Consider the following 4768-nt stretch of genomic DNA (forward strand, 5'->3'; position numbering starts at 1 on the left):
AGACCCCAAGCCGTTCATCTGGACCAAGACAGCCGAGGAGATCCTCGACTCCCTCGCCCGTTTCTGCCGACGGATCTCCGCCGCAGGACACTAGGGCCTGTCCGACGGGTCGGCGCTAGGCGTGCTGGCCGGCAGGTCTACCGAAGTCGGCCTGCTCCCACGGCACTCCGCCATGCGGTGGATCTCCATGGCGGCGCCTCCGCCGCATGGGGGAAGCGGATCATCCGCTGGCCTGATCCCTGCGCGCCGGGGATCCAGAACAGTGATCCCATGGCAATCAGCGAGACGAGTCCCACGAGGGCGGTCGAGGGGACCGAGCGGCCTGTGCCGCTCTGGGCAGAGCGCATTGCCCGGCGAGATTGGGAGCCACCCCTATCGGGTGACATACGACGCTGCCGGGATGGGTGCCGGAGTGTCTGTGCGAGCGGTCCACGCGCGGACCGATGTCTGGGGTCCCGAGTTCTCCCAGTCCGCACGTCCGATGGGAACGACGCCGAACCTCCGTCGTTTCCCGGCAGTCAACTGTGTTGAGGACGATGGGGGGCCAGCTGTGGCGATGTGGGCCATGTCGTTTCCGGCGTTCGTGTGTCTGCTGGTCTTGTTCGCCCTGGTGGAGAGCGCGTGGCGATGGTTCACGGGGCTGGGCTTGATCCCGTGGCTACGCAGGCGCACGGGGCAGTCGTTGTCGAACACGGCCTTCGATGAATTCACGGCGGTCGTGAACGGAAACAAGACGGTGGAGCTGGAGCAGCGGCGGGTGGAGCTGCTGCTGCGGGACGACGAGAGCGACGGTGCGCCGCCCCGCTCCAGCATCGACCTGACCACACTGGCGCGGTGGCCTGCGAAGGCTCCGTTTCCAGCCCCCGACCCTACTTATCCCAGCACCCGCCCGAGGAAGCCGCGCAGGTAACCCGCGACGACGTCCAGGTGGCTCTCCAGCAGGAAGTGACCGCCGTTGACCAGGTGCACCTCCGCGTCCTTGGCGTCGCGGGCGAAGGCCCGCGCGCCCGCCGGGCCGAAGATTTCGTCGTTGCGGCCCCACACGGCGAGCACCGGGACCTCGCTGGTGCGTAGGAATTCGTGCAGCAGCGGGTAGAGCGGGCGGTTGTTCTGGTAGTCGCGGAACAGCGCCAGCTGGACCCCGTCGTTGCCCTCGCGGGAGACGAGGGCGAAGTCGTGCTCCCAGGTGTCCGGGCTGACCAGGCTCGGGTCGGGCACGCCGTGCACGTACTGCCAGCGGATGGCGTCGACGCTCAGCGCGGCGCGGACGGCGGGTTCGGTGTCGGGGCCGGGATTCGCCCCGTAGGCCCAGACGTCGGTCCAGAACGACTCGACGAAACCGTCCTCGTAGCCGTTGCCGTTCTGGGTGACGAGGGCGGAGATCCGTTCGGGGCGCTTGAGCGCGAGGCGCCATCCGATGGGGGCGCCGTAGTCCTGGACGTAGAGGGCGTAGCGGTCCAGGCCCAGTTGGTCGAGCAGTCCGGAGGTGAGTTCGGCGAGGGCGTCGAAGGTGTAGGTGAACTCCCCTACGAGGGGGGCGTCGGAGTGGCCGAAGCCGAGGTGGTCCGGCGCGATGACGTGGTAGTCGTCGGCCAGCAGCGGGATGAGTTCGCGGAACATGAACGAGCTGGTTGGGTAGCCGTGCAGCAGGACGATCGCGGGGGCGTCGGCGGGGCCGGCTTCGCGGTAGAAGATCTCATGGCCGTCGACGGTGGCGGTCCGGTGGTGCACCGAGCTCATTTCTAACCCCTTCGAATGTTTGATCCGGTTAGTTCCTCGTCATGCAAGCACGGGATGGGCTAACCTGTCAAATGGCTTGATCCGGTTAGAGGGAGAGCGGTAACCGATGGACACGCTGCTGGACCTGCTCAACAGCAGGCCACTGGTCAACGGCGAGGAACAGGACGCGCTCGGCGACCCGGCCGGAGGCAGACGCTGGGCGCGGGAGTACGGCGGCGAAGGCAGCCTCGCGGAACTGGCGCTGCTGCGCGAGACGCGGGACATCCTGCGGGACATAGTGCGCGGAGAAAGCTCGCCCGCCGCGTTGAGCCCGCTGCTCGAAGGGGTCCACCAGATCCCGGAGATCACTTCGGATGGTCTTCAGTGGATGGTCAGGACTCCCCCGCACGCCCGGCTGGCCGTCGAGGTGGTTCTCGCCTGGGCCGCCACCGAGAAGCAACTGCCCGGCCGCCTACGCCCCTGCGCCAACGACGAGTGCCGACTGTTCCTGCTCGACCGCAGCCGCGCCAACCGTGCCCGCTGGTGCTCGATGGCCGTCTGCGGCAACCGCGAAAAAGCACGTCGCCACTACGAACGCACCCGCTGAGCCGTCCCCCACGCGCCGTACGCGGCTAGCATTCTCACAAACGACCCTTTACCGGAGCAAGATCAAGAACAGGGCGCCGGACTCTTGATGATCTTGGACCGGTTCTCGGAACCCGTTCTCACTCAAAAGTGGGCGCGACCCCCTTCTGGGACTTGCATTGTGCGAAAATCCGGGGTCATGACGGACCCTCACGACCCTTCCGCGCCGAACGGTCGGACGCGGACGACGTCGAACGCCACCCCTGCCCGAAGTGCGACGCACAGCCGGGCTCGCCGTGCCGCTCACGCTCCGGCGCGGTCGCCTCCGCCTACCACACCGGCCGCTTCACCAAGGTGCCCCGGCTCGCCAAACTCTTGCGGGTGCCCACCCCCGCCGACCGTGGGCCCGGACAACACGGACCTGCCGGGCGCGGACATCCGCATCGGGTACGCAAGATGCTCGCACCGCAGCCAGGAACTCGACTCGCAGCTCGACGCGCTCACCCAGTACGGCATTCCGAGGGACAAAATCTTCAGCGAGAAGATCAGTACCCGCATCCGCGTACGCCCGAAGTTCGAGGAGGCGCTCAAGACCGCGCGGGAGATCAAGGCCCACGCCCCGCACTGCCGCGTGATCTTCACGGTGTACGAGATGAAGAGGCTGGGGCGGGACGCGGCAGAGCTAACCGCTCTTGCCGACCATCTGACCGCGCACGGCCTGGTTCTGGAGATGCTCGCCGGGCCGCTGCCGGGGATGTACGACCCCAGTGGCCCCGGCAAGCTGCTGTTCGCGTTCTTCGCGGCGATGGCGGAGACGGAGCGGGAGAACATCCGGGAGTCGACGCTCGAAGGGCTCGACACCGCGGCCCGCAAGGGCAAGCACGGCGGCCGGCCGCCGGTCATCACCGACGACATGCTGCACACCGTGCTGCGGCGCCGGGCGCTCGGTGAGTCCGTCGAGCAGATCCAGCCCGACCTGATCATCCCCACCGGCAAGCGCAAGGGACGGAACCCTTCGGTGGCGAGCGTCTACAGGGCCCTGGCCGAGCACGCTAAGCACGAAGTGTATCCCGAGGCCGTCGAGGCGGCCCACGCCGACTTCGCCGCCCTCCAGACCAGCGAGTTCCCGGGCCCGCGGGCCGAGCCCGAGACCGTGCGGTGAGCTCGCCCCCTTCGATCCGAAGGCTACTGGCGGGTTACTTGTCACCTGGTTCGCCGCTCGTTAACGGCACGTCGGCCGTGAGTTCAGCGTGACTGAGGTGCTTTCACTGGGAACCCACGGCGTCTTCGGCAGGCAGGCATGAAAGTGCGGTGGGTCCGTTGCCGCTGAATCGGCAGGTCCTTCACCACTGGGCTCACTCGGCGCGCTGTCCGACACGGAGGACGCTCAGGTAACGGCGTGATGCTCGGTCGCCCATCCGCGTGCGGATGCGCTCGGCGATTGCGTCGAGCAGGGGCTCACGGACGTCGCGGTCGAGCCTCCGGTACAGCGACAACGAGCGAAGGTGATCGGCAAAGCCGTCCCCGTTGAACCACTGAACGGTCGGGTACCAGCGCACGATCGTTGGGCCGAACAATCCGCCGGGATCGTCGACCAGTCCCCAGCCCTCGTCGGTGGTGCGCACGTCGTCCTCCAGGGGCGGATGACCCCAGCCGGGGTTCCCGGGGCAGAACCGCTCGTGGAGATCGGCGGTCTCGGCGTACACCTCCGGCTCTCCCGGTCGGCGGACAACGACGTTGCCGAGTAGCGCCATCCAGCCTGCGGGATAGAGCACGTTGTGCGCTCGCTGCCAGCCAATCGACGCGTCGACCCAGTGCCACGACGACGCAGCCACGAGAACATCGAAGCGTCGACCGCGGTCGTCCCACTCCTCAAACGTCGACGTCTCGACTTCGACGTTGCGGAAGGAGGCGATCCGCTGGCGAGCGAGTGCGGCCATGTCTGCGCCCGGCTCGATGGCGGTCACTGAGCATCCGAGCGCTGCCAGCGAGCGCGTCGCCTGACCGGTACCGCAGCCCACCTCCAGCACCGACGACCGTTCGTCCATGCCGGTGATGGCGCCAAGGTCCGCGAACAGCTCGTCGGGGTATCCCGGCCGGACCCGGTCGTAGAGCTCCGGCACCTCGTTGAACACTCGGCCGAGGTCGTGTCGGTTCAGGCGCATCTTCGGATCATCAGTCACGAACGCACAAGCTTTGAGGCTCGTCGACGGGGACGCCACTGGTTTAACGGCAGCTCCTCGACAGCAGCCGTGCCGGTCCTTTCTGTCTGCTCCGCCAGCATCGTTCGGTCGGGGATCCCCTTCCGGGCAGCCGTCAAGAGCGCCCGCTCTCCCTTCCGACCGCATCTCGGGGGTGTGTCAATTTAACGGCCCTGTCTCACATTCGGTGGTAACGCAGGGTGAAGGGGCGTCGTTGACATGGAGTGCGTGATGTCAATGAGCTTGTAGATGTGGTGTTTTCG

The 4768-nt window shown here is 67.3% G+C and carries 5 protein-coding genes and 1 pseudogene; 4 read left to right on the forward strand and 2 right to left on the reverse strand.

What is annotated here, in order from left to right:
* Window positions 1–565: 565 nt before the first annotated feature.
* On the forward strand, window positions 566–910 hold the full coding sequence (locus ACZ3H8_RS40570) for a DUF6191 domain-containing protein (protein WP_467410369.1): 345 nt from the start codon (window positions 566–568) through the stop codon (window positions 908–910).
* Here ACZ3H8_RS40570 and ACZ3H8_RS40575 read toward each other — a convergent pair.
* Window positions 874–1740: an alpha/beta fold hydrolase gene (locus ACZ3H8_RS40575; RefSeq protein WP_467410372.1), complete on the reverse strand. Its 867-nt coding sequence runs from the start codon at window positions 1738–1740 to the stop codon at window positions 874–876. The two genes, ACZ3H8_RS40570 and ACZ3H8_RS40575, sit on opposite strands and share 37 nt — an antisense overlap.
* Window positions 1741–1846: 106 nt before the next feature.
* Between ACZ3H8_RS40575 and ACZ3H8_RS40580 the strand changes: the two genes are divergently transcribed.
* From ACZ3H8_RS40580 to ACZ3H8_RS40590, 3 genes and pseudogenes are all read left to right on the forward strand, one after another.
* Window positions 1847–2326 (forward strand): CGNR zinc finger domain-containing protein, encoded by a 480-nt coding sequence (locus ACZ3H8_RS40580; RefSeq protein ID WP_467410374.1) that lies wholly within the window; start codon window positions 1847–1849, stop codon window positions 2324–2326.
* Between the two features lie 128 nt (window positions 2327–2454).
* Window positions 2455–2637 (forward strand): annotated as a pseudogene (locus tag ACZ3H8_RS40585) (zinc finger domain-containing protein); the annotation flags it as partial.
* A 67-nt stretch (window positions 2638–2704) separates the two neighbouring features.
* On the forward strand, window positions 2705–3466 hold the full coding sequence (locus tag ACZ3H8_RS40590) for a recombinase family protein (RefSeq protein ID WP_467410376.1): 762 nt from the start codon (window positions 2705–2707) through the stop codon (window positions 3464–3466).
* Between the two features lie 193 nt (window positions 3467–3659).
* On the opposite strand, the gene ACZ3H8_RS40595 is transcribed toward ACZ3H8_RS40590, so the two are convergent.
* A complete protein-coding gene (locus tag ACZ3H8_RS40595; RefSeq protein ID WP_467410379.1) occupies window positions 3660–4487 on the reverse strand; it encodes a class I SAM-dependent methyltransferase in 828 nt (275 codons plus the stop codon).
* Window positions 4488–4768 lie beyond the last annotated feature (281 nt).

Source organism: Streptomyces sp. NPDC002868 (assembly GCF_055563295.1).

What these genes read in the sequence shown, in the direction of transcription:
- ACZ3H8_RS40580 (WP_467410374.1), top strand. Translation starts at nt 1,847, where the DNA reads ATGGACACGCTGCTGGACCTGCTCAACAGCAGGCCACTGGTCAACGGC.
- ACZ3H8_RS40575 (WP_467410372.1), bottom strand. Translation starts at nt 1,740, where the DNA reads ATGAGCTCGGTGCACCACCGGACCGCCACCGTCGACGGCCATGAGATC.
- ACZ3H8_RS40570 (WP_467410369.1), top strand. Translation starts at nt 566, where the DNA reads ATGTCGTTTCCGGCGTTCGTGTGTCTGCTGGTCTTGTTCGCCCTGGTG.